Below are 25375 nucleotides of genomic sequence, written 5' to 3'. Positions count from 1 at the left end.
CGTTTACTTCACCGGTAAAACAGCAGCGCAGAACGGGCAGGTTTTACCGGATCACCGAGTGAGTGTCTAAGGCTGTCGGATCGGGATCCATACGGGTGATAACCTCCGGTAAATGAAAAGATCAAACGACAAGAGCGGCCGTTCAGCGCAGTACACAAATCCCCTTATTGCGCCAAGATCCGTTGCGGAAAATAGGCTATGCTGACGGGCATTCAGCGTACGCCGTCAATTTACGCCTTTTAACCTAAACGACAAGTAAACCATGCAAAACCGGCTGACCATCAAGGACATCGCACGCCTGAGCGGCGTAGGAAAATCCACCGTATCACGGGTGTTGAACAACGAAGGCAGCGTAAGCCCGCAGACCCGCGAACGGGTAGAAGCGGTGATCCGTCAGCAGGGGTTTACGCCGTCCAAGTCGGCACGTGCGATGCGCGGCCAAAGCGACAAAGTGGTGGGGATTATCGTTTCCCGACTCGACTCGCCGTCGGAAAACCAGGCGGTGCGCACCATGTTGCCGCTGCTGTATCAACAGGGCTTTGACCCCATCGTTATGGAAAGCCAGTTTGAAACCCGGTTGGTGAAAGAGCATCTGCACGTCCTGCAACAGCGCAACGTCGACGGGGTGATCCTGTTTGGCTTCACTGGCCTGACCGCGGCGATGCTCAGCCCGTGGCAAGACAAGATGGTCGTGCTGGCGCGTGAATACGAAGGTTTTTCTTCCGTTTGCTATGACGATGACGGTGCCGTACGGCTGTTGATGGAACGCCTGCAACAACAAGGCCACCGGCATATCAGCTACCTGGGGGTGCAACTGTCGGACGCCACCACCGGCCTGCGTCGCCACCAGGCTTATCTGGACGCTTGCCAACAACAACAGATAACCCCAAGCGTCGCCTTGGGCGAGCTGAGCTATCAGAGTGGTTTCCAACTGGCGGCTTCTGCCATCGACTCCCAGACCACGGCACTGGTGTGCGCCTCGGACACCATCGCCCTCGGTGCCATCAAATACCTGCAACAACAGCATATTGCCCCACTGCAGGTATGCGGCATCGGTAACACCCCGCTGCTTAACTTCCTGTTCCCCGAGACATTTTCTGTTGACCTCGGCTACGGCAGCGCCGGGCTGCAGGCAGCCCAACAGTTACTGGGCCAGCTCAGCGGTGAATTGGGTATCCGCCAGATCATCGTACCAAGCAAACTCGCCTGACAGCGGGTAGTTGTTTACCTCTCGATAACCTTCAGCCTGAAATCCCCTGTTGATGCTCACACCTAGTGAGCGTCAATTCATCGCTATTTTGTACCAGCCACCACACAACAACCGGTAATCGACCGTCTTCACTCCCCCAAGTAAATTACTGTTTATACACAGTTATCACTGTGTGTTTAAGCGGTTTTTCAGCACAGGGAATGTGTACTCCTGCACCTCTTAATCAAGGTGATAGGCAGGGTTCTTTGACGCTGTTAACCATCAAAAACAGAGTGTCGAAAAGGAAGATAATCATGGCTGAAGAAAAGAAAAATGCTCAGGTAACTAATGGCGTTAATGACGATGTGACTGAGCTGAAATCACTGACAACCCTGCGTAAACGCGTTATCAGTGACGGTGAGATTGTGACCAAAGCAGCAAACGGTTTTCGCCTGGCAAACGGCAATACCGGCGTGATGCTACGTAACGATGGTCAGGCCTTTTACGTCCTCACCACGGCGGCTGGCCAGGCCCAGGACGGGCAATGGAATACCCTGCGCCCATTGGCGTTTAACCTTTCCACCGGCAGGGTTGCACTGGGCAATGGCGTTGACATCTCCGGTGGCGCGGTGGTGTCGCACAATGCCGGTATTTCCACCGCGACTACCGGCCCTGCACCTCTGATCAATGGCCAGACCTATGACGCAGCCCCCGTATATACCAATTTCACCAGCGGTAACATAACCACCACCATGATGATGGGTTCCCGTATTGTTCCCGGCAAAGAAGACTACGGCCTGCTGTCCTACCGTGACTGGCAGGGGAATCGGAATGAATTACAGGTCAGAGCCAACAGCGAGCTTTCAGTGGGGCAATTGGTCAAACGCAATGTGAATGGATGGATTTTGGCCACTGGAACCCAAAGCGTTAATAACAATGCGGATCGATATACTCAGGGGGTTCGCATCCAAGGAGAAAATAATCTGGTATCAGAGCTCTACCATTATGAACGTATTGGGAAACATAATCTTATGGGGATTCATGTTTCTAATGGCGGGCAACACGCCTGGTATGAGTTTCTGCATACGGGGTATGCCTATACCAACGGGGGTTGGAACAGCAGCTCAGATGCCCGCATGAAAACAGACATCGAGAAAATAGAGGGTGCTCTGGATAAGTTGGGGAAAATTGGCGGTTATACCTACCTGAAACAGGGCGTTCCGGAAGCCGGGGTAATAGCCCAGGAAGTCGAAAGCGTATTACCTCAATCCGTCACCACCACCGAACTGAAATTAAATGACGGCAGCGTTCTGAAAGATGCCCGCGGCATTAATATTAACGGCGTAGTCGCGTTGCTGGTTGAGGCGCTAAAAGAAGAACGTTCACTTCGAGAGGCTGAACGCGACGCATTTGAAACACGACTGACTGCTTTGGAAAAAGCCACTTTAAACACCTGAGTGCCACTTGTTTATAGTGGGCTAATTTTATCGTACAGCCCACATAACAGGATATTTATAACGCGTTGATAAAAAGAGGCGCTCTATGTTCTTTAATGTGAATACAAAATTCTTCCTGTGCCTACCCGGCGGTGAAGATAGCATGACGGTTTCTACTGACCGAGACCGCCCCGGGCCAACGGGGCCAACGGGGCCAACGGGTAATAATGGCGGCGACCGCGATAATTCCGGCTCTTCGACGACGGTAAAAACCCTTAATACCGGTGACAGCTACATGACACCGTTAGGGCCTGTGGTGATTGACGGGAATGGACATCCCACCATGAATGGCATCGTCATGACAGCGGAAAATACCTCATTTATCGATTATGCCGGGGGCTCTTACCGTGTTTTGAGTTCATTGGTCAAGTCGACGCCTCAAACCCACACGCCCGACAGCGCAAAACCTGAGGTGCAGATAAAAGCGGAAAACCATATTGCCGGTGGAAGCTGGGCCGGTGCGGGGCCTATCGACGGGACGCTTATCAATGCGGCGATTGGCGATGCGGTAAGGAAATCCCTTCCCACGAGCACAGTCGCCGCGACGTCCACACCCACGTACAAGGTGATGCGCACTGCGTTTGACAAACAGCCTCTCGATAAACAACCGCCATCCCAAAAACAAATCGTTGACGCCTGGCAAAAATCGCATGACCTGATGCCTGATACGGTCACCACGCGGTATGAAACCGGGGGCAGTAACAATAATCGCACGGTGATCAAAACATCGCCTAATGAGGCAAAAAAAACGCAGGCTAAAGCGGTTGTCCAGGTCACCGACGATATCCAAAACGCGTTAAGCCAGCATCAGGCCACCGATGCTGCTGCTAAGGCTGAGGCTGCCCGCAAAGCCGAAGAGGCCCGCAAAGCCGAAGAAGCCCGCAGAGCCGAAGAGGCCCGCAGAGCTGAAGAAGCCCGCAGAGCCGGAGAAGCCCGCAAGGCCGAAGAAGCCCGCAAGGCCGAAGAAGCCCGCAGAGCCGAAGAAGCCCGCAGAGCCGAAGAAGCCCGCAGAGCCGAAGAGGCGAGAAAAGCACTGTTTGCCAAAGCCGGTATTTTGGACGCACCAGCTTTCACGCCCGAAAAGGCGCAAGCAGCCAATGCTGCATTAACGACCGTAGGCGCAATGGTACTCAACCGTGCACCTGCCATGCTACAGGCGTCGACGGTTGCACAGGGTGTAATGACAACCTCCAGTGAACTGGCCGGTTCTGTAGCGGGCGCGTTGTGGCGTGCGACAACTGAAGTCGGCAGCATACGCACTACCACTACTGTTGCGGCAGGGTCGATGCTGGGGGCTTTTGCTGTCGGGTTCATCCCAACAGCAGCCGGAACGGGGAGTGACCAGGTGCCTGGTCGTGATATCAATATGTTTGCCTTCCAGGCCAGTCTGGCGGCAGCCGGAACAACGACAATTCAACCTGGAATGACCTCGGTGGATTTGCCAGTACGTGGATTCATATCAACAAACAGAGATGGAACACAGAGTGTAAACTTTGTCAGAACGGGGATCGGCGGCGTATCTGCCAGCGTCCCGGTGTTCAGACCGGTTCGTGATGAGAAAACGGGGCTTGATAAAATCACGCTGCCCGCAATAGAAGGGGTTCCCGCCCGGACTATACTGATAAACCCGGTGCCGACGGGCCCTGCTGCGCCTTCGCATACCGGCAACGGTTCGCCGGTACCCAGGACGCCGGTACATACTGGAACCAATGTCAGACAGGCGGACAGCATTGTCGTCACGACCTTCCCTGCGGACGTCGTCCACAATTTGCAAGATTTTATCCTGTGGCAACCGGACGCGTTGGAAACCGGCGTTGAAGCTATCTATGTGATGGTTAGCAAGCCCAGGAAGGGAGTAAAAGATTACGGCCATGATTATCATCCATCACCTGAAACAGTGGAAATCAAAGGCCTTGGTGAGTTAAAAGAAACTCGAAAGAAAACACCAAAACAAGGCGGTAGTGGTCTGCGTGACCGATGGATTGCTGATAAAGGTCGAAAAATATATGAGTGGGACTCCCAGCATGGTGAGCTTGAGGGATATCGTGCAAGTGATGGCTCCCATCTTGGTGCATTTGATCCTAAAACAGGGATACAGGTTAAAGGTCCCGATCCAAAGCGAAACATTAAAAAATACCTTTAAGGGGGATTTATGGGTTTAAAATTAAGGCTGGAATGGTTTGATAAAAAAACCGAGTTGTTAGTAGGAAAGGAATACTCGAAAGACTTTGGTGATAATGGTTCAGTCATTGAAGATTTAGGCCTGCCGTTAAAAGACAATATCAACAACGGTGGTTTTGATGTCGATAAATCGTGGGTTCCTTTGCTACAAACTCATTTTAAAAATGAAATTGAATTGGAAAAATACTGGTATCAAATTTCATTCGATTATCATGATAATTGATAGCTTAACGTACCTTTTATAGATTTTTCTTGGTACTTGGTAAATGAATGCACCCATTTTCCCGATGAGTGCACCGTGTAAGGCCATCTCCTTAGGAGGTGGCCACATTTTACTAATACAATCTTCTTACTCTCTATCCGTTTGCCCTGAAGAGATATAGGTGGGGTAAATAACTATTAACTCAAAGCACAACCCTCAAGGCCGGCCTTCATAGCCATCCCAGTAAGTAGCCACGGCGGAATCCAGCAGGATCTGCTGTCGCTTCTGCGGGTTGTCTACTGAATACTTACGATTGATAAAGATACTTTTATTGCCTGTTTCACCGATGAATTCAGGGCTGCGGAAATAGGCTTCCCTCTGCTCCGCCTGCTGGCGCGTCAATCCCTTGGCCCGATCGGTTTTCCCCATCTGATAGAACTGATCAAAGAACGGGATAGACGCTTTTATCGAATCAGGAATTTGGGTGCGCATTTCAGGGGAAAAATCCTCCCGCGCCAACTGATAAATCGCATGCCGGGCGTGGCGCTCCGGGCTGCTTTTTTGGCTGGTACAGGCGCTCAGGAACAGGGCGGTGAACAAAATAAGGGTGCGGGGTACTGTCAGTATCATCATTCTTCCTTGAAAAAAGTGCGTGGTCGCGGCATGAATGCCACCCAAACAAACCAACCTGTTGATTGTTAAGGCTGACAGTATAGCCAGCATTTCGTGTATTCAAAATAATGCCCCTGAATATTTCGGCCAGCGCTCACATTCCCCTGCCGTAAAAATGGTCATTTTTTTATCGTTTTGTGATCCTTACCCCAAACCGGGAACGTTCCCATTCCATAAGAAAAGCGGAATGACTAAGCTTTGATCATGATTCGGACAACACCTCTGCGGCAGTCTCATACCAAGAAAGGTATCTAATAATGGGCAAAGTAAAACAGCAGGATATCGATCGCCTGATTGTGCTGGTGGGCGGACGCGAGAATATCGCCACCGTCAGCCACTGCATTACCAGGCTGCGTTTCGTTCTTAATGATCCCAGCCAAGCAAAACCGAAAGAAATCGAAGAGTTGCCGATGGTCAAAGGCTGCTTCACCAATGCCGGGCAGTTCCAGGTAGTGATTGGCCCGGAGGTCGGTGACTATTATCAAGCTTTGATCGCCACCACTGGCGTTAATGAAGCCGATAAAGAACAGGCCAAGGTCGCCGCGCGCCAGAACATGACCTGGAGCGAACGTGCCATCTCCCACTTCGCCGAAATCTTCTTCCCACTGCTACCCGCGCTGATCAGCGGCGGTTTGATCCTCGGCTTCCGCAACGTGATCGGCGACATCCCGATGTCTGGCGGCCAAACGCTGGCGCAAATGCACCCGGCGTGGAAAACCATCTACGACTTCCTGTGGCTGCTCGGCGAAGCCATCTTCATGTTCCTGCCGGTCGCCATCTGTTGGTCAACGGTGAAAAAAATGGGCGGCACGCCGGTGCTTGGCATCGTGCTGGGCGTCACCTTGGTATCCCCGCAGTTGATGAACTCCTATCAGCTCGGCCAGCAGATTCCAGAAGTGTGGAACTTCGGCTGGTTCACCATTCAAAAGGTCGGCTATCAGGCACAGGTTATCCCTTCGATGCTGGCCGGTATGGCGCTGGGCTGGATTGAAACCCGCTTGAAAAAGATCGTGCCGGATTACCTGTATCTGGTGGTGGTGCCGGTGGTTTCACTGCTGCTGGCGGTGTTCCTGGCGCACGCCTTTATCGGCCCGTTCGGCCGCATGATTGGCGACGGCGTAGCCTGGGCGGTGAAAGCCGTAATGACCGGCAGCTTCGCGCCGATTGGTGCCGCGCTGTTTGGTTTCCTGTATGCGCCACTGGTGATTACCGGTGTGCATCAGACCACGCTGGCCATCGATATGCAGATGATTCAAAGCATGGGCGGCACCCCAGTGTGGCCACTGATTGCGCTGTCTAACATTGCGCAAGCCTCAGCGGTGCTGGGCATTATCATTGTCAGCCGTAAAGCCAACGAGCGTGAAATATCGGTACCGGCGGCAATTTCTGCCTACCTCGGCGTCACCGAGCCGGCCATGTACGGGATCAACCTGAAATACCGCTTCCCCATGCTGTGCGCGATGATCGGCTCCGCCTTCGCCGGTTTGATCTGTGGCCTGGACGGCGTGATGGCCAACGGTATCGGCGTCGGCGGTTTGCCGGGCATCCTGTCGATCAAACCGCAGTTCTGGATGATTTACACGGTGGCGATCCTGGTGGCGGTCATTATCCCGCTGGTACTGACCATCATGGTTTACAAACGCAAAGCCAGCCGCGGTGAGCTGCCGGTTTAACTCACGCGATATGAATGTAGGGGCCCGGTATGCCGGGCCTGTTGTCACGATTCAAAGGTATGACTATGAGCAATCCAATCCCCTGGTGGCAAAACGGCGTCATCTACCAAATCTATCCAAAGAGTTTTCAGGACAGCACCGGCAATGGCTACGGCGATCTGGCCGGAGTGACCCAGAGGCTGGACTACCTGCAGGAACTAGGTATCGACGCTATCTGGCTGACGCCGGTGTATGTCTCACCGCAGGTGGATAATGGGTATGACGTGGCGGACTACTGCGCCATCGACCCGGCCTACGGCACGATGGAGGATTTCGACCGACTGATCGCTGCCGCCCACCAGCGCAGCATCCGCATCGTGATGGACATGGTGTTCAACCATACCTCGACCGAACACCCTTGGTTCAAAGCCTCACAGGATCCTAACAGCCCGTTCCGTCAGTTCTACGTTTGGCGCGACGGTGAAGGCGACACGCCGCCAAACAACTGGCGTTCCAAGTTCGGCGGCAACGCCTGGCAATGGCACGCCGACAGTGGCCAGTATTATCTGCACCTGTTCGCGACCGAGCAGGCAGATCTTAACTGGGAGCACCCGCCGGTACGCGAAGAACTGAAGAAAGTGTGTCAATTCTGGGCCGATAAGGGCGTCGATGGTCTTCGCCTCGATGTGATCAACCTGGTCTCCAAGCAGCAAGATTTCCCCTCCGATAACCAGGGTGACGGCCGCCGTTTCTATACCGACGGGCCGCGCATTCATGAGTTTCTGCAGGAGATGAGCCATGACGTATTCCAGCCACGCGGCTTGATGACAGTGGGTGAGATGTCGTCCACCACATTGGAACATTGCCAACAGTATGCGGCGAAAAGTGGTGAAGAGCTGTCGATGACCTTCAATTTTCACCACCTGAAAGTGGACTACGCCGGTGGCGAAAAATGGACGCTGGCAGCACCTGATTACGTTGAACTCAAACAGATTTTCCGCCACTGGCAACAGGGTATGCATAACCAGGCCTGGAACGCGCTGTTCTGGTGTAACCATGACCAACCGCGCATCGTTTCCCGTTTCGGTGATGAAGGCGAACTGCGGGTACCGGCCGCCAAAATGCTGGCAATGGTGCTGCATGGCATGCAAGGCACGCCTTACATCTACCAGGGCGAAGAGATCGGCATGACCAACCCGGGCTTTAGCGCCATCGGGCAGTATCGCGATGTGGAAAGCCTGAACATGTACGCCGAACTTAGCGCACAGGGCAACAGTGACGCCGAGCTACTGGCGATATTGGCCAGTAAATCACGCGATAACGGCCGCACTCCCATGCAGTGGAGCGCCGCACCGAACGCCGGCTTTACTCAAGGTACACCGTGGATTAGCTGTGTGGAGAACTACCCGCAGATCAACACCGAAGCCGCACTGGCCGATCTGGACTCGGTGTTTTACGCCTACCGTCAGCTGATTACCCTGCGCAAACAGTACCCGCTGCTCACCCACGGTGACTATCAGGATCTGGCCCCGACTCACCCGGCGCTATGGTGCTACCAACGTCGTTGGAACGGTCAACGCCTGCTGGTAGTGGCTAACCTCAGCCGCGAACCGCTGGCCTGGCAAGCGGAAGGCGCGGAGGCATCAGCGTTGTGGCGCCCACTGATGAGCAACTACGCCGATGCACCATCGCAGCCGCAAGCCGCGACCTTACGGCCATTCGAAGCCGTATGGTGGATATTAGAAGACTAATGCTGTCGGGGCGTAGCCTGCTGCGCCCTACAGTTTTTCTACCTGCGCCACCACCCCCGCCGCCTCTTGCGCCAGGCGTTCATCGCTCATATCAAATACGCCCTGTACCAGATACGGCGGCAGATAATCCATACCGGTCAGGTTAGCCATCGCATGGAACGGACGCAGCAAATCCTCGACCGGATAGCGGTTATAGCCTTCTGCCGTATAGGCCTGCTGATTACCGCCGGTAGTCACCACCAGCTGCAAGGGTTTGCCCTGCAGTTTGGTGCCATCGGTGCCGTAAGCAAAACCGTGGGTTAATACCGCATCCTGCCACTCACTAAGAATGGCCGGCGAGCTGTACCAGTAGAAGGGGAACAGCATCACCACGGCATCATGGTTTTGCAGCAGCTCTTGCTCACGCGCCACATCGATTTGATAGTCCGGATAAGCACGCATCAGTTCGTGGACGGTGACGTTAGGCAAAGGGCGCAGTGCTTCGATCAACGCTTTGTTGATACGTGAATCATCCGGGAAACGGTGGGCGGTCAACACTAAAATACGCGACATAAGAGATCCTTGATTGATATTTGATAGCCTATTTTTCCATTTCCTTTGCCCAAGGTGTAGGCTGCTGATTGTCACTTCAATTTCAACCGAAAGTATCAACCACTATGTCGCTGCCCTATGACGTGCATCGCCTGTTGCCGGCCTTTCTCGCCGCGGCTCAGGCACAGAACTTTTCCGCCGCCGCGCGCCAGTTGGGCGTTACCCCGGCGGCGATCAGCAAAAATATCCGCGTGTTGGAAGAGAAGCTGGCACTGCGGCTGTTTCAGCGCAACACTCACAACGTGGTGCTGACCGACGAGGGCAAGGTGCTGTTGCAACAGGTGGCGCCGCTGTGGCAAGCGCTGTCCGCCACGCTGGAAACGGCCGGTAGCGCGCAGCAGACGCCTTCCGGCACGGTGCGCGTCAGCATGATCCCCGGTTTCGGCCGCCAAATGCTGATGCCCTTGATCCCCCAGTTTCTCGATCGCTATCCGCAGATCGATCTCGAGCTTTCACTGGATGCGCGAGTGGTCAATCTGGTGGGCGAAGGTTTTGACGTGGGTATCGGCAGCCGGGTCGATCCCGACAGCCGACTGGTAGCGCGCCCCCTGTACCCCATGCAGATGGTGCTGGCAGCCTCACCCGGTTATCTGGCGCAACATGGCATGCCGATGGATCCTGACGATCTGTTGCAACATAACTGCCTGCTGCACCGCAATCCAGCGACCGGACGCAGCGCAAAATGGCCGCTGCGCCAGCTCGGCGAAGCCAAAACGCTGGAGCTGCATGGTCGCCTGGTTGCCAGCCGGCCCGAGATGCTGCTGGATGCAGCACTGGCCGGATTAGGTATCGCCTGTCTGGCTCGCTGGTACACGCAACAGCATTTTGCGCAAGGTACCCTGCTGCCGGTGCTGGCAGACTGCTGGCCACAGCCGACCCAACTGTGGCTGTATTACGCCTCTGCCGATCTGCCGCCCCGGGTACGCGTCTGGGTTGAGTTCTTACTCGAACATTTCCGCCACCGCCCGGCCTGAATTTCAGGCCGTAAATTATCCTTTGTACAGCTAACGTCCGCTCTTTCCATTTCTTTGTTCCACGTCAAAAGAATCCCGCCAATATCTATATATAGTGCATTAAGAAATATCAGCACCTATATATAGTAGTTATCCACAAAACCATCCACACGTCGCCTCAGCCCTTGTGCGCTGCGGCATTGCCCTGTGGATAAGCCGAAATCATACCGATACCCAATAGCTTTCAGGCTCAAGGGCATCAGTGCTCCCTCGGGGAACAAGGAGTAACAACGTGAAACCAGTAGTGATTAAACGGGACGGTTGCCAGGTACCTTTTGACGAAGCACGCATTGGACAAGCTGTCGAGCGGGCCGCGCTGGCCGCCGGAATTGTCGATGCCGACTACTGCGCTACTGTCGCCCGTGTGGTCGCTCAACGGATGTCACAGCAGCAGCGCGTTGATATCCATGAAATACAGCAGGCAGTTGAAAATCAGCTGATGGCCGGCAAATACAAACAGCTGGCACGCGCCTATATCGAGTATCGTCACGATCGTGACGTGGCGCGCGAGCTGCGCGGGCGACTCAACCAAGAGATCCGCGGCCTGGTGGAGCAAAGCAACATGGCATTGCTGAACGAAAATGCCAATAAAGACAGCAAGGTGATCCCCACCCAACGCGATCTCCTGGCCGGGATCGTTGCCAAGCACTACGCCAAGCAGCATATCCTGCCGCGTGACGTGGTGCTGGCCCACGAACGTGGTGAGATTCACTACCACGATCTCGATTACTCGCCCTTCTTCCCTATGTTCAACTGCATGTTGATAGATTTGAAAGGCATGCTGACCAACGGCTTCAAGATGGGTAACGCCGAGATCGAGCCGCCGAAGTCGATCTCCACCGCGACCGCCGTCACCGCGCAGATCATCGCACAGGTCGCCAGCCATATTTATGGTGGCACCACCATTAACCGCATCGACGAAATCCTGGCCCCCTTCGTCAGCGAAAGCTTCAACAAGCATCGGCAGGTCGCCGAAGAGTGGCAGATCCCCGACGCGCAAGGCTACGCCATGGCACGCACCGAGAAAGAGTGTTACGACGCCTTCCAGTCACTGGAGTACGAGGTCAATACCTTGCACACCGCCAACGGGCAGACGCCGTTCGTCACCTTCGGATTCGGCCTGGGCACGTGCTGGGAATCGCGGTTGATCCAACAGTCGATCCTGAAAAACCGTATCGCCGGGCTGGGTAAGAACCGCAAGACGGCGGTATTCCCGAAACTGGTGTTCGCGATCCGCGACGGCCTGAACCACCAGTATGGCGATCCAAACTACGACATCAAACAGTTGGCGCTGGAGTGCGCCAGCAAGCGCATGTACCCAGACATCCTCAATTACGATCAGGTGGTGAAAGTCACAGGTTCGTTCAAAACGCCGATGGGTTGTCGTAGCTTCCTCGGCACCTATGAAGAGGAAGGCGAATTGGTCCACGACGGCCGCAACAATATCGGTGTCATTAGCCTAAACCTGCCGCGCATTGCGCTGGAAGCCATGGGGGATGAAAGCCGCTTCTGGCATTTGCTGGATCAACGTTTGCTGCTGGCGAAAAAGGCACTGATGACGCGCATCGCACGGCTAGAGGGTATCAAAGCCCGGGTGGCCCCCATTTTGTATATGGAAGGTGCCTGCGGTGTGCGGTTGAAAGCAGACGACAATATCGCCGACATTTTCAAAAATGGCCGCGCGTCGATCTCGCTGGGTTATATCGGCTTGCATGAAACGATCAATGCGCTATTCGGCAGTGAACAGCACGTTTACGACGATGAAGCCCTGCGCGCCAAAGCGGTCGCCATCGTTGCGCACCTGCGGGCCGCCACCGACAGCTGGAAAGAAGAGACCGGCTACGGTTTTAGCCTGTACAGCACACCAAGCGAAAACCTGTGCGATCGCTTCTGCCGACTCGACACCGCCGATTTTGGCGTGGTGCCAGGCGTAACCGACAAAGGCTATTACACCAACAGCTTCCACCTCGACGTGGAGAAAAAGGTCAATCCGTACGACAAACTGGATTTTGAAGCGCCTTACCCACCATTGGCCAATGGCGGGTTCATCTGTTACGGCGAATACCCGAACCTGCAACACAACCTGAAAGCGTTGGAAGACGTGTGGGATTACAGCTACAGCCGCGTACCTTATTACGGTACCAACACGCCGATCGATGAGTGCTACGAGTGCGGCTTTACCGGCGAATTTTCCTGTACCAGCAAGGGCTTCACCTGTCCAAAATGCGGTAATCACGAGCCGTCCAAAGTGTCCGTTACGCGCCGGGTGTGCGGCTACCTCGGTAGCCCGGACGCCAGGCCGTTCAACGCCGGCAAACAAGAAGAAGTGAAGCGCCGGGTGAAACACCTGGGGAATGGGCAGATCGGCTAACGCCGGGCTGTTATGAATCTGGGCTCAGCATGCTGAGCCCCTACCGTCAGAAAGCGAAATATGAATTACCACCAGTATTACCCCCTCGACGTGGTCAACGGCCCCGGCACCCGCTGCACGCTGTTTGTTGCCGGCTGCGTGCACCAGTGCCCCGGTTGCTATAACAAAAGCACCTGGCGGCTCAACTCCGGCCAGCCTTTTACTCAGGAAATGGAAGACCGGTTGATTACCGATATGAATGACGCGCGCATTCCGCGCCAGGGGCTGTCGCTGTCCGGCGGCGATCCGCTGCACCCGGCCAATGTAGCGGCGGTGCTGCAACTGGTAAAACGGGTACGCGCCGAATGCCCCGGCAAGGATATTTGGCTGTGGACCGGTTATCGACTGGCGGAGCTGGACGCACAGCAAATGCAGATAGTAGACAGGATTAACGTATTGATTGACGGCAAGTTCGTGCAGGATTTGAAAGACCCGGCGCTGATCTGGCGCGGCAGCAGCAACCAGGTGGTGCATAGGTTGCGATGACGCTACAAGTCAGGGAATTTCTCTCGTTGATGAGCAACCGCTAAAACCTTAATCACATCGCCGACAACAACGTATAAAACTAATAATGAAGCTTGACTGATCAATAATTTACGCGCCTGTTCGTACCAAATCTTACCGAGTTCAGGGTTAGCCAGCAGGCGCTTCACTGCCTTATCTATCTCGGAATCAGCCTGCTCAGAAGCCTGTGGATTAAAGGGATAGAGAAAATCAAAAATACGTTCCCTGTCCCGTAACGCTTCATCATCCCATTCGACGCGCATAACAATCCCTATTTTTGGTCGTATTTCGCCCGGACTTTTGCCTTAAAGGCATCCATGCTTTCTTCAACCTGCTGCTGGCTAAGATAGACCGCACTTCCTTCATGTAAACGGGCAAAGGCGGCATCAACTTTTTCTCGCAGCCAATTCTCATGCTGTTCAAGAGCCCGTTGCTCATCCGCCATTTGTTCAGTCAAACGTCGACACGCCTCACTCAGCGTGATCCCCTTGGCTTCTGCCGTTTTCTGCGCCAAACGTTTAGTCTCATCTTCAATGCGAAACTGGATACGACTTTCCATCTTGAGACTCCTACATTCGCTCAATAATTCACCTCTGACAAGCAGCCAATGTTAGCACACTTGTGACAACACAAAACGAATGAAAGACTATTTATTAAACAAATTACACCAACCCCATCCCCACCACGCCCGTGATGATGCCGCACAACACCACCAGCAATGCAGTCAGACACAGCGCTTTGGCAGAGAAGGCTTTGTTCAGCATCAGCAGCGAAGGCAAGCTGACCGCGGGCAGGGTCATCAACAGCGCCAGCGCCGGGCCGGTGCCCATCCCCGCCAGCATCATGGCCTGCACAATCGGAATTTCCGCCGCCGTCGGGATCACGAACAGGCAACCGGCTATCGCCAACCCAATAATCCACAGCAGGCTGTTATCTATCGCGCCATCGGCATGCGGGAACAGCCAAACGCGCGCGGCCCCGAGCGCCAGCACGGCCAGAATGTAAATCGGAATGGTTGACCAAAACAGCGACCACAACGCCTTGAGCCAACGGCCGAGGAAGGGGTGATCCTCAGTTTTATCCAGCGGTATCAGAGGCTGTTGCAGCGCAGCGGGGTGTGGATCCTTAGCCGTAACACGCTGCACCAGCCAGGCAATGCCGAGCACCATAACGACGCCCGCCACCAGCCGGATCGCGGCAAACTGCCAGCCGAGCACAAACCCCATAAAAATCAGCGTCGCCGGATTTAACACCGGGTTACTGAGCCAGAATGCCATCGCCGCCCCGCTGGATACCGACTGGCGACGCAGCCCGGCGGCAACCGGTGCCGCACAACAGGTGCACATCATCCCCGGCAGAGCCATCGCCGCCCCCAGCAAGGTGCCGGAAAAACGCGGGTGTCCCAACGTGCGTATCAGCCAATCACGTGGGATCAGCACCTGTACCAGTGAGCCCAGCACCACGCCCAGTACAGCCGCCTTCCACACCGCGGTGAAGTAGACCAGCGCATAGTGCCATGCCGCCAGCCACGGGCTGCTCTCACCGTTAGCCAGTATCGATTTGCCGATCGAGTGAGTATCCGCCGCCAGGAAGGCCTTGCCGTAATAAGGCTGCCATTTGACGTAGTAGAGGCCCACGGCCATCACCAGCAGAAACAGGATCGGCTTCCACAATGGCCAAGGGCGGGGACGGTTTTCAGTTGCAGTCAGGGGATGCGGCATGGGGTTGGCTCGGTTCAATCATCAATAGCATCAGCTTAGCGCGACGCAGGCCCGTACGCATCATCGGCCTGTCCTAAATAGTTCATCTGTTCGCCACCGACGCGTAACGCGATTGTCATCTGGCCCCGGCAAGATTATGCCAACTTCACCACGGGGTACACATCATGCAACGCCAACCATCTGCATACAGCGAGTGGGTATCCGGCACGACGAGGTTTTTATTATGATGGACTTATCTAGACATCCGACCAGTTTCCCTACCCGTTACAAGCAAATCGCGGCACAGCTTGAGCAAGAGTTACGCACCCAATACCGCTGCGGCGACTATTTGCCTTCCGAGCAGCAGTTGGCAGAGCGCTATCAGGTGAACCGCCATACCTTGCGTCGCGCCGTCGACCAATTGGTGGACCGCGGCTGGCTACAGCGCCGACACGGCATTGGCATTCTGGTGCTAATGCGCCCGTATGATTACCCGCTGCATGCCAATACCCGCTTTAGCCAGAACCTTTTCGAACAGGGAAGTCACCCCACCAGTGAGCGCTTACTCGCAGTATTACGCCCGTGTAATGGGCATATCGCCAGTGCGCTGTCACGTGAAGAAGGCGAAATGGTGATCCATCTGCGTACCCTGCGTCGGGTCAACGGCGTGCCGATGAGCGTGATCGACCATTATCTGCCTGATTTGGACTGGTGGCCGGCACTACAGCAGTTCCACAGCGGTTCGCTGCACGAATTTATCGAATCAAACATCCACCAGTCGCTGACCCGCAGCCAGACGCGCATCAGCGCACGCCGCGCTCAGGCTAAAGAGAGCCGGTTACTTGAAATTGCCACCCACGCACCTCTGTTGTGCGTACGCACCCTGAACGTCTGCACCGGCAGTGACAGCGTGGCGGAATACTCCGTCAGCCTGGCGCGCGCCGACATGATTGAACTGACGATGGAGCACTGAATGCAAACCTTACAGCCTAGACAACGCTGGATGTCAGTATTGGCGCACAGCCAACCCGCCCAGTTGCGCAGCCACTGGCAGGCGCTGAACCTGAACCCGTGCTTCCAAACCCTTCGCGCACCGGAGATTGGCCTGGCGCAGTTGCAGGGGCGCATGGGCGCGACCGGCCGCCGCTTTGTATTGGGTGATATGACCGTCACCCGTGCGGTGGTCCAACTCGACAACGGCGGTTACGGTTATAGCTACATTGCCGGGCGTGACAAGGCTCACGCCGAACTTTGCGCACTGGCAGATGCCCTGCTGCAACAGCCGGATCAGGCCGAGTTACTGCAACAGCAGCTGATTGAGCCGCTGGCTGCCCTTCAGCATGAACAGCGCCAGCTGCGTGCGCGGGCAGTGGCGTCCAGCCGGGTGGATTTCTTTACGCTGGTGCGGGGGGATTAATCCATGAGCCTACTGACAGGTTTTGCACAACCGATCGAACAATCACAGCACGCTTTTCGCTTGATTCTTAAAGCGTTAAGCGAGCCTGGGCATGTCGTTACGCTTCCGGGTAGCCCCGCCTGGGGCACCCTGAACGCCGCCAGTACCGCCGCGCTACTGACACTGGCAGATCAAGAGACACCACTGCAACTCTGCCCAGCGCTAGAAAGTGAGCAAGTACTAACAAACATTCGCTTCCACAGCGGTGCACCATTGGCAACACAGGCAGATAACGTGAGTTTTGCCCTGTTTGATATGCAACTACAAGCCACTGATTTACAAGCATTACCGCACGGCAGTGAGATTTCCCCTGAATTCAGTACCACCGTGGTGGTGCAGATCGCGAGTTTAGAACAAGGCACCGCATTACGGCTGACCGGCCCCGGCATTGAACATCAACGGGTTATCTCACCGTCGTTACCCCCGGCACTGCTGGACTATCTCATCAACCGACCGCAACGCTTCCCGCTGGGGTTGGACTTTCTACTGACCTGCGGTGAACGTCTGCTGGCGTTACCGCGGACCACCCGCGTGGAGGTGTGCTGATGTACGTTGCCGTTAAAGGGGGCGAAAAAGCCATTGAGGCCGCCCATCAGTTACAAGAGCAATTGCGACGCGGTGACGACAGCGTGCCGGCGCTCGGCACTCAACAAATTGAACAACAGTTGGGATTGGCCGTGGATCGCGTGATGACCGAAGGCGGTATCTACGACCCGGAGCTGGCAGCGCTGGCGATCAAGCAGGCGAGCGGCGATCTGGTCGAGGCGATTTTCTTACTGCGCGCCTATCGCACCACCTTGCCACGGCTGGCGGTCAGCGAGCCTTTAGAGACCGTAAATATGCGGCTGGAACGCCGTATTTCTGCGGTTTACAAAGACTTGCCCGGTGGGCAGGTTCTCGGCCCCACCTACGACTACACGCACCGCCTGCTGGATTTTGCCCTGTTGGCGGAAGGCGAAACACCGCGTGCTCCCCATGCCGACGAACCCTTGCCAGAGAATTGCGCGCACGTGTTCAGTCTGCTTAGCCAGCAGCAATTAGCGCAGGCGGAACAGGATGACGGCAGCACGCCAGATGACATCACCCGCAATCCGCCGGTTTACCCTTGTTCACGCTCGGCACGCCTGCAACAACTGGTGCGCGGCGACGAAGGTTTCTTGCTGGCCCTGAGCTACTCCACCCAGCGTGGCTACGGTCGCACCCACCCGTTCGCCGGTGAGATCCGCACCGGCTATGTGTCGGCGGAGATCGTACCTGAAGAGCTGGGTTTCGCCGTAGATATTGGCGAGATCCTGTTAACCGAGTGCGAAATGGTCAACGGTTTCATTGACCCGGTCGATCAGCCACCGCATTTCACCCGCGGCTACGGCCTGGTGTTTGGCCGCGCTGAACGCAAAGCGATGGCGATGGCGCTGGTGGATCGTGCTCTGCAAAGCCCCGAATACGACGAAGGTATCGCCAGCCCGGCGCAGGACGAAGAGTTCGTACTGGCCCATGCCGATAACGTCGAAGCCGCCGGTTTTGTTTCCCATCTCAAATTGCCGCACTACGTCGACTTCCAGGCCGAGCTGGAATTACTCAAGCGTCTGCGCCAGGAATTCAGCGAGCGTCAGGAGGCCCGCAATGAGTGAAGTATTAACCGGTTATAACCTTGGCTATCTGGACGAACAGACCAAACGCATGATCCGCCGCGCGATTTTGAAGGCGGTGGCGATCCCCGGTTATCAGGTCCCGTTCGGCGGCCGTGAAATGCCGATGCCCTACGGCTGGGGGACTGGCGGCATTCAGTTGACCGCCAGCGTGATTGGCCGTGCCGACGTACTGAAAGTGATTGACCAAGGGGCCGACGACACCACGAACGCGGTTTCCATCCGCCGCTTCTTCCAACGCGTTGCCGGGGTTGCCACCACCGAACGCACGCCGGAAGCCACGCTGATCCAGACCCGGCACCGTATCCCGGAAACCGCCTTGCGCGAGGACCAAATCCTGATTTATCAGGTTCCGATCCCGGAACCTCTGCGCTTTATCGAACCGCGTGAAACCGAAACCCGCAAGATGCACGCACTGGAAGAGTATGGCGTGATGCAGGTGAAGTTATATGAGGACATCGCGCGCTACGGCCATATTGCGACCACCTACGCCTACCCGGTGAAGGTCAATGACCGCTACGTGATGGACCCGTCGCCGATCCCGAAATTCGATAATCCGAAGATGCACATGATGCCCGCACTACAGCTGTTTGGCGCTGGGCGTGAGAAACGTATCTACGCCCTGCCACCGTTTACCAAGGTAGAAAGCCTGGACTTCGACGATCACCCCTTCAGCGTGCAGCAGTGGGACGAACCTTGCGCGCTGTGCGGCTCACGCCACAGCTATCTGGATGAAGTGGTTCTCGACGACCAGGGCAACCGCATGTTCGTCTGCTCCGACACCGATTACTGCCAGCAGCAACTGGCGCAACCTTCGCAAAAGGTGCAGCACTGATGACTTCTACCCCGTTGAGCACCACGCCGCTGCTGTCAGTGGCTAACCTGACCCACCTGTACGCACCCGGCAAAGGTTTTAGCGATGTGTCTTTCGATATTTATCCCGGTGAAGTGCTGGGTATTGTCGGCGAATCCGGTTCTGGCAAAACCACCCTATTGAAATCCATCTCTGCACGGTTGGCACCGCAGAATGGGCAGATCCTCTATCGTCCTCAAGCCGGGCAACAGCATGATCTGTATGCGATGGCGGAAAGCGATCGCCGCCGCCTGCTGCGCACCGATTGGGGCGTGGTGCATCAGCACCCGCTTGACGGGTTACGGCCCAAGGTGTCTGCCGGCGGCAACATCGGTGAACGTCTGATGGCTATCGGTCAGCGCCACTACGGCGATATCCGCCGCCAGGCCAGCCAGTGGCTGGAGGACGTTGAGATCCCTGTGTCGCGCCTTGACGATCTGCCGACCACCTTCTCCGGCGGTATGCAGCAGCGGTTGCAAATCGCCCGCAATCTGGTGACCCACCCGAAACTGGTATTTATGGACGAACCGACCGGCGGGTTGGACGTGTCGGTACAGGCGCGGCTGCTCGATCTGCTGCGCACCCTGGTGGTGGAGATGCAGTTGGCGGCGGTGATCGTGACTCACGATCTTGGCGTAGCGCGCCTGCTGGCACACCGATTGTTGGTGATGAAACAAGGCGAGGTGGTGGAAAGTGGGCTGACCGACCGGGTGCTGGACGACCCGCACCATCCCTATACCCAACTGCTGGTTTCTTCGGTGCTGTCGTAACGTAAGGTGATAACAGATGACTATTCAGATCCGGGTTGAACACCTCAGTAAAACCTTTGTGCTCCACCAGCAACACGGCACACAACTGCCGGTGCTACAGGATGCCAATATGACCGTCAGCAGCGGTGAATGTGTCGTTCTACATGGCCATTCCGGCAGTGGAAAATCGACCCTGCTGCGTTCGCTGTACGCAAATTACCTGCCCGACAGCGGCCATATTTGGGTCAATCACCAGGGCGAATGGTTGGACATGGTGCAGGCCGAAGCACGCCAGATTCTGGCCGTACGCCGCCACACTCTGGGCTGGGTCAGCCAGTTTCTGCGGGTGATCCCGCGCATTAGCGCGCTGGACGTGGTAATGCAACCGCTGTTGGAACAAGGCGTTAACCGCAACGAATGCCGTGAACGCGCCGAAACGCTGCTCAATCAACTCAACGTGCCGCAACGTCTGTGGCAGTTGGCGCCATCCACTTTCTCTGGCGGTGAACAACAGCGGGTCAACATCGCACGCGGCTTTATCGTCGACTACCCGATCCTGCTACTGGATGAGCCGACGGCCTCACTCGACAGCCGCAACAGCGCGGCGGTCGTCGGCCTTATCGAACAGGCAAAACAGCGCGGTGCCGCAATCGTCGGCATTTTCCATGATGAAGGCGTCCGTCAGCAGGTCGCCGACCGGTTATATGACATGCAGGCGCCACAGGCGCTGGAGATCCTCTGATGATCATCAATAACGTTAAGCTGGTGCTGGAAGATCAGATCGTCGAAGGATCGCTGGAGATCAGCGACGGCATTATTCGCAGCTTTACCGATACGCCGAGCCAGTTGCCGCAAGCACTGAACGGTGAAGGTGGCTGGTTACTGCCAGGGCTGATTGAGCTGCATACCGACAATTTGGACAAGTTTTTCACCCCGCGCCCGAATGTCGACTGGCCGGCACATTCGGCGATGAGCAGCCACGATGCGCTGATGGTTGCCAACGGCATCACCACGGTGCTGGACGCGGTGGCAATCGGCGACGTGCGTGACGGCGGGCACCGTCTGGAAAACCTGCAAAAAATGATCGATGCCGTGATCCACAGCCAGCGTGCGGGGGTCAACCGCGCCGAACACCGGCTACACCTTCGCTGTGAACTGCCGAACGAAAGCACCCTGCCGCTGTTCGAACAGCTGATGGACAAGCCTGGTGTGTCGCTGGTGTCGTTGATGGACCATTCGCCGGGCCAGCGTCAGTTCGCCTCGCGTGAAAAATACCGCGAGTATTACCAAGGTAAGTATCACCTCAATGACCAGCAAATGAGCGAGTATGAAGAGCAGCAGGTAAGCCTCTCCGCCCGCTGGGCAACGCCGAACCGCGAGGCGATCGCTGCCCATTGCCGAGCGCGCAAAATTTCGCTCGCCAGCCATGATGACGCCACCGCGGCACACGTCAGCGAGTCCTGCGGGCTGGGTAGCGTAATCGCTGAATTCCCGACCACCGAGGACGCCGCTCTCGCTTCGCATCAGCAAGGGCTGCAGGTGCTGATGGGCGCCCCCAACATCGTGCGTGGCGGTTCGCATTCCGGCAATGTCGCAGCGCACCATCTGGCGACGCTGGGGGTGCTGGATATCCTGTCCTCCGATTATTACCCGGCCAGTCTGCTGGATGCGGCATTCCGCATCGCCGCCGATGAACGCAACGGCTACAACTTGCCGCAGGCGGTGCAAATGATCACCCGCAACCCTGCCAGAGCATTGGATTTACACGATCGCGGGACGATCGCCGAAGGCTTACGCGCGGACCTGGTATTGGCGCGATCACACGGTGAGCACATCTACGTGCAAAACGTGTGGCGCCAGGGCAAGCAGGTGTTCTGATGGCGTACCTTATCTATTTGATGGGGCCTTCCGGCTCAGGTAAAGACAGCCTGCTGGCTGCACTGCGTGCCGATGCTGACAGCGCGCCGCTGGTTGCACACCGCTATATCACAAGGCCGGCAGACGCTGGCTGCGAAAACCATATTGCGCTCAGCGAACGCGAATTTCTGCGCCGCCGAGCCAAGGGGCTTTTTGCCCTCGACTGGCAAGCGCACCAACACCATTACGCCTTTGGGATCGAGGTCGATCTCTGGTTGCTTCAGGGGATCGATGTCGTGGTCAACGGTTCGCGCGCCCACCTGCCGCAAGCGCAGCAGCGCTATGGTGCACAACTGCTGCCGGTCTGCCTGCAGGTCAGCACCGACATTCTGCGCCAGCGTCTACACAACCGCGGGCGCGAAAGTGCCAACCAGATCGAGCAGCGGCTGGTTCGGGCGGCGGAGTATCAACAGCATCTGCCCCCCCATTGCCGTTTGTTGGATAACGACGGCAACCTCGATGCCACTCTGGCGGCACTGTTCGCGCTGCTGCCTTCATCCACAAAATACCCTCAGGACGCCATACCATGAGCGACTTTGCACAACCGAGAATCGGCGACAACGTGACCCTTACCCGCAGTCGGCTCGGTCTGTATGTCCATCTGGCTGACGACGCCATTCTGGAGGAAGTAGAAATGGGCGACTATTCCTACACTGCCGGACATAACCAGATTTTTTACGCCACCATCGGCAAATTTGTGTCCATCGCCTCTTACGCACGCATCAATCCTGGCAACCACCCTACCTACCAGCGCATTGCCCAACATCATTTCACCTACCGCGCTTCAGAGTACGATCTGGGTGAGGATGACGAGGCATTCTTCGATTGGCGGCGTGAGCACCACGTGACCATAGGCCACGACGTGTGGATCGGCCATAACGCCATCGTGATGCCCGGCGTCAGCATCGGTAACGGTGCGGTCATCGGCAGCGCAGCGGTAGTCACCAAAGATGTCGGGCCTTATGAGATTGTCGCTGGCGTGGCAGCCAAAAAGATTGGCATGCGTTTCGACGATGCCTTGATAGAGCGTATTGAACGCAGCCAGTGGTGGCATTGGGATCATCAGACGCTGCAACAGCGGCTGGCGGATTTCCGTGATATCCATGCCTTTGCGGAGAAATATCTCTAAGGCCTTATCAATATTACCCAATGAATTTCGCGTTGCGGCCAGGCGGCAAAGGCGAAGGGAATAGGAGTGACGACATGCAACTGACGTTTCTCGGCACCGGCGGCGCGCAGCAAATCCCGGTGTTCGGCTGTGACTGTCTGGTGTGTCAGCGGGCGCGGCGTGAACCGGCTTTTCGGCGACGACCGTGCAGCGCGATGCTTAAATTTCAGGGAGAAACGACCTTGCTGGATGCGGGATTGCCGTCGCTAGAACGGCGCTTTTCGGCGGGGGAAATTCAACGTTTTTTACTGACACATTACCACATGGATCACGTTCAGGGGTTATTTCCTTTGCGCTGGGGGTGCGGAAATTTCATCCCCGTGTACGGTCCGGCGGATGAGCAGGGTTGCGATGACCTCTTTAAACACCCCGGTATACTGGCATTTCAGCCTCCGCTTACACCTTTCGAACCTATTGCGCTGGGGGGGCTGCACGTCACCCCACTGCCCCTACAGCATTCGAAACTCACGCTGGGTTATCTGATCCAGGCCGCAGGGAAATCACTGGCCTATCTGACCGATACCGTCGGTTTGCCGCCGGATAGCGAGGCTTTCCTGCGCCAAGTGCCGCTGGATTTGCTGGTACTCGACTGTAGCCTACCGCCCCAACCACAGGCGCCACGCAACCATAACGATTTAACCCGTGCGTTGGAGATCCAGCAGCGCCTGCAGCCGGGCCGCACGTTGCTCACGCATATCAGCCACCATCTCGATCTGTGGCTGATGGATAACGAATTACCGCTCGGCCTGGAATTGGCGTTCGATAATCTCAGCGTGTGCTGTGATAACAATGCAGCCGATCGGATTCCAATACCTTAACGCCGCTGCCGGGACTGAACGCCTGATCCAGCAGCGTCTGCGCCACATCCTTCGCGGCAACGGCGCGCCATTTGCCGGGTAACAACGAGAACAATGGCGCGGTGATGCGTTCGAGCAAACGTGGCGACGAACGTTCGCCCAACAACATTGAGGGGCGTACCAACGTCAGGCGCGGCCAGTTTTGTTCACGCAATGCCTGCTCCATGTTCCCTTTAGTACGGTTATAAAGGAAGGTAGAGCGGGGATTTGCACCTAATGCGCTGACAACCAGACAGTGTTGGGCGCCTAACCGCCGGCCGGTCAACGCGCTTTCGATCACCAGCGTGTAGTCGACATAGTGGAAATTCGCATCGCTGCCCGCCTCACGTCGTGTGGTGCCTAAACAACAGAAAACAATATCGGCCGGTTGCTCCTGCTCTGTCAGCAATGCGAACAGATCATCACCCACAGGGTTGGCTAATTTTTCATGCGCCGGCAACGGCTTACGCGTCGGCGCTACGATCGCCGTGACCTGCGGATTGGCCTGCAACAAACGCAGCAATTCGCTGCCCACCAGCCCTGTGGCCCCTACAATGAACACCCGTGCCATAGATCCTCCCGCCAATTGATGAGTATGAGAAAGTATACACACTAGATCATTGGAGTTGCGTCGAGGCGGCAAGTCTGTAAATCCCCTGGAGCCTGGTCAACCAGGTGACCGGGGTGAGCAGGCGCAGCCAACAAAGAGGCAGCTTCAAGTATGACGGGTATAGTGTGTTGTGTCAGGCCCGCGCCCAATGCAGCTTTTTACCGAAGCCGAGCGTGTTGTCCGTCATTTTCACTTCTTGCAGTTCCAACCGCCAAATCGGTGCTTTCATCATCTTGGCTATTGGAAAACGCTTACAGTAACGCGCCCGGGCCAAGGCTTCTTCATCGCCGGTCAGTATCACCGCTTCGGCCCGATACTGTACGCCGCGGATCAGTGCGATAGTCTTCGGCTTTGGCGCGACTGTCCCCACCACCCCCGCGTTTTTCAGCATCAGTTCGCCGTGACGCGTGTGCGTTTCCGTCATCACCCATAGCGCCATATTCTCGGCATCAAGCACGTAAAAACAGTTGGCACACCACATGTCCATACCATTGCCGGCGCACAGCGTTAGCACATGCTGCTTACTGAGGAAATGCACGATCTGTTGTTGCTCTTCAGTCGTTTTCAACGTCTGTTCTCCCTTTTACCTCTCCTCATCTTACCCTGCGTTGTTGAGGAGGGTCACAAATAACGATAATGCCTGCAAAAACGAAAATAGAATATAAAAACAATAAAAGTGCATTAATATTCCAAACAACCACAAGTGGGTTTATAACATAAAAAAAACAAAGCATCTTTATATGTGCATTATACAGCCGGTTTAAACGGGGTTCTTT

27 protein-coding genes are annotated in these 25375 nt (G+C 55.9%); 20 read left to right on the top strand and 7 right to left on the bottom strand.

The window, feature by feature from the left end; translation table 11 throughout:
* The first annotated feature begins 262 nt into the window (after positions 1 to 262).
* From treR to JOE25_RS09500, 4 genes are all read left to right on the top strand, one after another.
* A complete protein-coding gene (treR, locus tag JOE25_RS09520; RefSeq protein ID WP_209634433.1) occupies positions 263 to 1210 on the top strand; it encodes a trehalose operon repressor TreR in 948 nt (315 codons plus the stop codon).
* Between the two features lie 293 nt (positions 1211 to 1503).
* Positions 1504 to 2646 (top strand): tail fiber domain-containing protein, encoded by a 1143-nt coding sequence (locus tag JOE25_RS09515; protein ID WP_209634431.1) that lies wholly within the window; start codon positions 1504 to 1506, stop codon positions 2644 to 2646.
* Between the two features lie 85 nt (positions 2647 to 2731).
* On the top strand, positions 2732 to 4828 hold the full coding sequence (locus tag JOE25_RS26575; protein WP_245209810.1) for an S-type pyocin domain-containing protein: 2097 nt from the start codon (positions 2732 to 2734) through the stop codon (positions 4826 to 4828).
* Positions 4829 to 4837: 9 nt separating this feature from the next.
* The gene (locus JOE25_RS09500; protein WP_209634429.1) at positions 4838 to 5089 is read left to right on the top strand and encodes a colicin E3-like toxin immunity protein; all 252 of its coding nucleotides are present in this window, start codon (positions 4838 to 4840) and stop codon (positions 5087 to 5089) included.
* Between the two features lie 195 nt (positions 5090 to 5284).
* Here the strand turns inward: JOE25_RS09500 and JOE25_RS09495 are convergent, their stop codons facing one another.
* A complete protein-coding gene (locus JOE25_RS09495) occupies positions 5285 to 5698 on the bottom strand; it encodes an Exc2 family lipoprotein (RefSeq protein WP_209634427.1) in 414 nt (137 codons plus the stop codon).
* 299 nt (positions 5699 to 5997) lie between these two features.
* Between JOE25_RS09495 and treB the strand changes: the two genes are divergently transcribed.
* Together treB and treC are read left to right on the top strand one after the other, a co-directional pair.
* Positions 5998 to 7413, top strand: coding sequence for a PTS trehalose transporter subunit IIBC (treB, locus tag JOE25_RS09490; protein WP_209634426.1), 1416 nt, complete (start codon positions 5998 to 6000; stop codon positions 7411 to 7413).
* 65 nt (positions 7414 to 7478) lie between these two features.
* Positions 7479 to 9143: an alpha,alpha-phosphotrehalase gene (gene treC, locus JOE25_RS09485; RefSeq protein WP_209634424.1), complete on the top strand. Its 1665-nt coding sequence runs from the start codon at positions 7479 to 7481 to the stop codon at positions 9141 to 9143.
* 27 nt (positions 9144 to 9170) lie between these two features.
* Here treC and JOE25_RS09480 read toward each other — a convergent pair whose 3' ends face one another.
* Complete coding sequence (locus JOE25_RS09480; protein ID WP_209634422.1) at positions 9171 to 9695, bottom strand: NAD(P)H-dependent oxidoreductase; 525 nt, start codon at positions 9693 to 9695, stop codon at positions 9171 to 9173.
* A gap of 104 nt (positions 9696 to 9799) precedes the next feature.
* Between JOE25_RS09480 and JOE25_RS09475 the strand changes: the two genes are divergently transcribed.
* The 3 genes from JOE25_RS09475 (at position 9800) to nrdG (ending at position 13643) form a co-directional block, all read left to right on the top strand.
* On the top strand, positions 9800 to 10708 hold the full coding sequence (locus JOE25_RS09475; RefSeq protein WP_209634420.1) for a LysR family transcriptional regulator: 909 nt from the start codon (positions 9800 to 9802) through the stop codon (positions 10706 to 10708).
* A 271-nt stretch (positions 10709 to 10979) separates the two neighbouring features.
* Positions 10980 to 13118, top strand: a complete 2139-nt coding sequence (gene nrdD, locus JOE25_RS09470; RefSeq protein WP_209634418.1) for an anaerobic ribonucleoside-triphosphate reductase — start codon at positions 10980 to 10982, stop codon at positions 13116 to 13118.
* A gap of 60 nt (positions 13119 to 13178) precedes the next feature.
* The gene (nrdG, locus tag JOE25_RS09465; RefSeq protein WP_209634416.1) at positions 13179 to 13643 is read left to right on the top strand and encodes an anaerobic ribonucleoside-triphosphate reductase-activating protein; all 465 of its coding nucleotides are present in this window, start codon (positions 13179 to 13181) and stop codon (positions 13641 to 13643) included.
* Between the two features lie 2 nt (positions 13644 to 13645).
* On the opposite strand, the gene JOE25_RS09460 is transcribed toward nrdG, so the two are convergent.
* The 3 genes from JOE25_RS09460 to JOE25_RS09450 form a co-directional block, all read right to left on the bottom strand.
* A complete protein-coding gene (locus JOE25_RS09460) occupies positions 13646 to 13924 on the bottom strand; it encodes a type II toxin-antitoxin system RelE/ParE family toxin (RefSeq protein WP_209634414.1) in 279 nt (92 codons plus the stop codon).
* A gap of 8 nt (positions 13925 to 13932) precedes the next feature.
* On the bottom strand, positions 13933 to 14220 hold the full coding sequence (locus tag JOE25_RS09455) for a type II toxin-antitoxin system RelB/DinJ family antitoxin (protein ID WP_174354082.1): 288 nt from the start codon (positions 14218 to 14220) through the stop codon (positions 13933 to 13935).
* A gap of 103 nt (positions 14221 to 14323) precedes the next feature.
* Positions 14324 to 15382, bottom strand: a complete 1059-nt coding sequence (locus JOE25_RS09450; RefSeq protein WP_209634412.1) for a permease — start codon at positions 15380 to 15382, stop codon at positions 14324 to 14326.
* Positions 15383 to 15608: 226 nt separating this feature from the next.
* Here JOE25_RS09450 and phnF point away from each other — a divergent pair, with 226 nt between their 5' ends.
* The 11 genes from phnF (at position 15609) to phnP (ending at position 23971) form a co-directional block, all read left to right on the top strand.
* Positions 15609 to 16334, top strand: coding sequence for a phosphonate metabolism transcriptional regulator PhnF (gene phnF / locus JOE25_RS09445; RefSeq protein WP_209635268.1), 726 nt, complete (start codon positions 15609 to 15611; stop codon positions 16332 to 16334).
* Positions 16335 to 16778: a phosphonate C-P lyase system protein PhnG gene (gene phnG / locus JOE25_RS09440; RefSeq protein WP_209634410.1), complete on the top strand. Its 444-nt coding sequence runs from the start codon at positions 16335 to 16337 to the stop codon at positions 16776 to 16778.
* A gap of 3 nt (positions 16779 to 16781) precedes the next feature.
* Positions 16782 to 17363 (top strand): phosphonate C-P lyase system protein PhnH, encoded by a 582-nt coding sequence (gene phnH, locus JOE25_RS09435; protein WP_209634408.1) that lies wholly within the window; start codon positions 16782 to 16784, stop codon positions 17361 to 17363.
* A complete protein-coding gene (locus JOE25_RS09430) occupies positions 17363 to 18448 on the top strand; it encodes a carbon-phosphorus lyase complex subunit PhnI (protein WP_209634406.1) in 1086 nt (361 codons plus the stop codon). The genes phnH and JOE25_RS09430 overlap by 1 nt, the downstream gene beginning before the upstream one ends.
* Entirely contained in the window at positions 18441 to 19301 is an 861-nt protein-coding gene (locus tag JOE25_RS09425) for an alpha-D-ribose 1-methylphosphonate 5-phosphate C-P-lyase PhnJ (RefSeq protein WP_037426030.1), read from the top strand. Before JOE25_RS09430 ends, JOE25_RS09425 begins: the two co-directional genes overlap by 8 nt.
* Complete coding sequence (gene phnK / locus JOE25_RS09420; protein ID WP_209634404.1) at positions 19301 to 20089, top strand: phosphonate C-P lyase system protein PhnK; 789 nt, start codon at positions 19301 to 19303, stop codon at positions 20087 to 20089. The genes JOE25_RS09425 and phnK overlap by 1 nt, the downstream gene beginning before the upstream one ends.
* Before the next feature lie 16 nt (positions 20090 to 20105).
* Positions 20106 to 20810, top strand: coding sequence for a phosphonate C-P lyase system protein PhnL (gene phnL, locus JOE25_RS09415; protein WP_209634402.1), 705 nt, complete (start codon positions 20106 to 20108; stop codon positions 20808 to 20810).
* Complete coding sequence (phnM, locus tag JOE25_RS09410) at positions 20810 to 21946, top strand: alpha-D-ribose 1-methylphosphonate 5-triphosphate diphosphatase (protein WP_209634401.1); 1137 nt, start codon at positions 20810 to 20812, stop codon at positions 21944 to 21946. Before phnL ends, phnM begins: the two co-directional genes overlap by 1 nt.
* Entirely contained in the window at positions 21946 to 22515 is a 570-nt protein-coding gene (gene phnN / locus JOE25_RS09405; RefSeq protein WP_209634399.1) for a ribose 1,5-bisphosphokinase, read from the top strand. The genes phnM and phnN overlap by 1 nt, the downstream gene beginning before the upstream one ends.
* Entirely contained in the window at positions 22512 to 23114 is a 603-nt protein-coding gene (locus JOE25_RS09400) for a DapH/DapD/GlmU-related protein (RefSeq protein WP_209634397.1), read from the top strand. Before phnN ends, JOE25_RS09400 begins: the two co-directional genes overlap by 4 nt.
* 74 nt (positions 23115 to 23188) lie before the next feature.
* Positions 23189 to 23971, top strand: a complete 783-nt coding sequence (gene phnP, locus JOE25_RS09395) for a phosphonate metabolism protein PhnP (protein WP_209634395.1) — start codon at positions 23189 to 23191, stop codon at positions 23969 to 23971.
* On the opposite strand, the gene JOE25_RS09390 is transcribed toward phnP, so the two are convergent.
* Together JOE25_RS09390 and JOE25_RS09385 are read right to left on the bottom strand one after the other, a co-directional pair.
* The gene (locus tag JOE25_RS09390) at positions 23922 to 24560 is read right to left on the bottom strand and encodes an NAD(P)H-binding protein (protein WP_209634392.1); all 639 of its coding nucleotides are present in this window, start codon (positions 24558 to 24560) and stop codon (positions 23922 to 23924) included. The two genes, phnP and JOE25_RS09390, sit on opposite strands and share 50 nt — an antisense overlap.
* Positions 24561 to 24732: 172 nt before the next feature.
* On the bottom strand, positions 24733 to 25167 hold the full coding sequence (locus JOE25_RS09385) for a YhbP family protein (RefSeq protein WP_209634389.1): 435 nt from the start codon (positions 25165 to 25167) through the stop codon (positions 24733 to 24735).
* Positions 25168 to 25375 lie beyond the last annotated feature (208 nt).

It is taken from the genome of Serratia sp. PL17 (assembly GCF_017832355.1).
Taxonomy (GTDB): domain Bacteria; phylum Pseudomonadota; class Gammaproteobacteria; order Enterobacterales; family Enterobacteriaceae; genus Serratia.
The sequence above is the reverse complement of the archived record's forward strand: the minus strand, read 5'-3'. Positions and strand labels throughout refer to the sequence as shown.

Coding starts and splice junctions, on each gene's coding strand:
- treR (WP_209634433.1), top strand. CDS start 263: ATGCAAAACCGGCTGACCATCAAGGACATCGCACGCCTGAGCGGCGTA.
- JOE25_RS09515 (WP_209634431.1), top strand. CDS start 1,504: ATGGCTGAAGAAAAGAAAAATGCTCAGGTAACTAATGGCGTTAATGAC.
- JOE25_RS26575 (WP_245209810.1), top strand. CDS start 2,732: ATGTTCTTTAATGTGAATACAAAATTCTTCCTGTGCCTACCCGGCGGT.
- JOE25_RS09500 (WP_209634429.1), top strand. CDS start 4,838: ATGGGTTTAAAATTAAGGCTGGAATGGTTTGATAAAAAAACCGAGTTG.
- JOE25_RS09495 (WP_209634427.1), bottom strand. CDS start 5,698: ATGATACTGACAGTACCCCGCACCCTTATTTTGTTCACCGCCCTGTTC.
- treB (WP_209634426.1), top strand. CDS start 5,998: ATGGGCAAAGTAAAACAGCAGGATATCGATCGCCTGATTGTGCTGGTG.
- treC (WP_209634424.1), top strand. CDS start 7,479: ATGAGCAATCCAATCCCCTGGTGGCAAAACGGCGTCATCTACCAAATC.
- JOE25_RS09480 (WP_209634422.1), bottom strand. CDS start 9,695: ATGTCGCGTATTTTAGTGTTGACCGCCCACCGTTTCCCGGATGATTCA.
- JOE25_RS09475 (WP_209634420.1), top strand. CDS start 9,800: ATGTCGCTGCCCTATGACGTGCATCGCCTGTTGCCGGCCTTTCTCGCC.
- nrdG (WP_209634416.1), top strand. CDS start 13,179: ATGAATTACCACCAGTATTACCCCCTCGACGTGGTCAACGGCCCCGGC.
- JOE25_RS09460 (WP_209634414.1), bottom strand. CDS start 13,924: ATGCGCGTCGAATGGGATGATGAAGCGTTACGGGACAGGGAACGTATT.
- JOE25_RS09455 (WP_174354082.1), bottom strand. CDS start 14,220: ATGGAAAGTCGTATCCAGTTTCGCATTGAAGATGAGACTAAACGTTTG.
- JOE25_RS09450 (WP_209634412.1), bottom strand. CDS start 15,382: ATGCCGCATCCCCTGACTGCAACTGAAAACCGTCCCCGCCCTTGGCCA.
- phnF (WP_209635268.1), top strand. CDS start 15,609: ATGGACTTATCTAGACATCCGACCAGTTTCCCTACCCGTTACAAGCAA.
- phnG (WP_209634410.1), top strand. CDS start 16,335: ATGCAAACCTTACAGCCTAGACAACGCTGGATGTCAGTATTGGCGCAC.
- phnH (WP_209634408.1), top strand. CDS start 16,782: ATGAGCCTACTGACAGGTTTTGCACAACCGATCGAACAATCACAGCAC.
- JOE25_RS09430 (WP_209634406.1), top strand. CDS start 17,363: ATGTACGTTGCCGTTAAAGGGGGCGAAAAAGCCATTGAGGCCGCCCAT.
- JOE25_RS09425 (WP_037426030.1), top strand. CDS start 18,441: ATGAGTGAAGTATTAACCGGTTATAACCTTGGCTATCTGGACGAACAG.
- phnK (WP_209634404.1), top strand. CDS start 19,301: ATGACTTCTACCCCGTTGAGCACCACGCCGCTGCTGTCAGTGGCTAAC.
- phnL (WP_209634402.1), top strand. CDS start 20,106: ATGACTATTCAGATCCGGGTTGAACACCTCAGTAAAACCTTTGTGCTC.
- phnM (WP_209634401.1), top strand. CDS start 20,810: ATGATCATCAATAACGTTAAGCTGGTGCTGGAAGATCAGATCGTCGAA.
- phnN (WP_209634399.1), top strand. CDS start 21,946: ATGGCGTACCTTATCTATTTGATGGGGCCTTCCGGCTCAGGTAAAGAC.
- JOE25_RS09400 (WP_209634397.1), top strand. CDS start 22,512: ATGAGCGACTTTGCACAACCGAGAATCGGCGACAACGTGACCCTTACC.
- phnP (WP_209634395.1), top strand. CDS start 23,189: ATGCAACTGACGTTTCTCGGCACCGGCGGCGCGCAGCAAATCCCGGTG.
- JOE25_RS09390 (WP_209634392.1), bottom strand. CDS start 24,560: ATGGCACGGGTGTTCATTGTAGGGGCCACAGGGCTGGTGGGCAGCGAA.